Genomic DNA, 1557 nt, shown 5'->3' on the forward strand with positions numbered 1-1557 from the left:
CCCATTAGCGATGCACGTCTTACAAAAAATGTATGGATACACCGCAGTTAACTCCTAATCATAGGAATTTTGGTTTCTCCTCTTACTAAGCGACAGCTTACAAAAGGGTAAACATTGAATATATTCAAATATTTTACATTAGATTTTTTGAGTGGAATAAAAAAAGGAGAACGCGGACTGTAATTGACCTAGTTCCCATTTTTTAACTATTTAAAATCTGCTTATTTTTTGTCAGGGTATTTGTAGTGGGCTACGTTCCCAATGAACAAAGCTTCCAGGTTTTCTGGATTCGGTCGTTCAGGCACTTTTTGCCTTCCTTTCGATTTTTTCTTTCGTTTCCTTAAGGCATCTATGAGATTCTGAACCGGCTGAAACCAGTAACATTGTAAAAGCCTGAAAAATTCCCACTGAGTCTTAGAAGACTCCACGATGATCCGCATCATCAGCGTTAAGGCATAGGCAATGAGCGCCAAGAACATTTGATTCCAGATGCCTTGCGGCTTTTCACTCCAAACTTTGGTCAGTCTCAGGTGTCCCTTGATCCATTTGAAGAAAAGCTCAATCATCCAACGCTGCTTATAAGTGTCCATAATTTCCTGATCTGTCAGATCGAACCGTGTAGTTAGAATTCTGTACACCCGTCCCTTTTCGTCCAGGTATTCTACATAACGTAGGGGATCCTTCGTTACGCCATACAGAACTTTTTCGTCACGCAGAATCCTTGGATGCGTGGGCTCATAGCTCTCCTGAGTATAGAGCCGAAGGTTCTTTTGGATGCGGACAAGGAAGGAGAGGTTCCTTTTCTGCCAGTTCATCAAATTCTTGGTGGAAGGGTAAGCCCGGTCCATCAAGTGGGTGACATTCGGGTCTTCGACCATATAAATACCGGTTTCCACATCGCCCACCTTACCGGTGGACGGAACGATTTTATCCGGAAAAGCAATCGTCGGTGAAACAACGTGCAAGCGCGTATGCATCTTAACCGCTGTGTGGTCTTTTGAGATTTTTGCCCACTGGCAGAGTTGATGCGGCAGCCGAATTTCCGTCGAATCAATGATGGAGAGCCGGCCTACGATTCGGTCGCCCCCCTTATATCTCTTGGTGAGGCGGTTGAGCTTGGCGATTACCTTTGCAAATAATTTTTGAACAAGCTCCGTTGGCAGGTCATTGATTCGACGGGAGATCTGACTTCCACTAATTCCATCCATGCCCAGGTACTCAAGCAAATCCGGATTTGCATCGAGCTTATTCTGCATATGAAGATAGGACTTCCATTGATCCAGTTGAGCACAAACCATGATTTTCATAAGCGAACTTGTGGTCAGTGCATAATTTCCGTAATCCAAAAGAGGACATTCAAATTCCTCCATTGGCAAAAGGGAAAGGGTTTGACAAATAAGCGATACTTGACCTATACTTTTACTCACTGTTGAGCTCCTTTTCTTAGAGTTGGGAACAAGTATGGTCCCCTCTAGATTAGGAGTTTTTTTGTGTTCTGTAAAGGTACACCTTCCACTTTTTACAGTATTTTGAAACCGTGCATCGCTAGTGGGTCAG

The 1557-nt window shown here is 43.5% G+C and carries 1 protein-coding gene; it reads right to left on the reverse strand.

What is annotated here, in order from left to right; translation table 11 throughout:
- Positions 1-221 precede the first annotated feature (221 nt).
- A complete protein-coding gene (locus GKZ89_RS20735; protein ID WP_155114299.1) occupies positions 222-1427 on the reverse strand; it encodes an IS4 family transposase in 1206 nt (401 codons plus the stop codon).
- Positions 1428-1557 lie beyond the last annotated feature (130 nt).

This window comes from Metabacillus mangrovi (genome assembly GCF_009711125.1).
Lineage (GTDB): Bacteria > Bacillota > Bacilli > Bacillales > Bacillaceae > Metabacillus_B > Metabacillus_B mangrovi.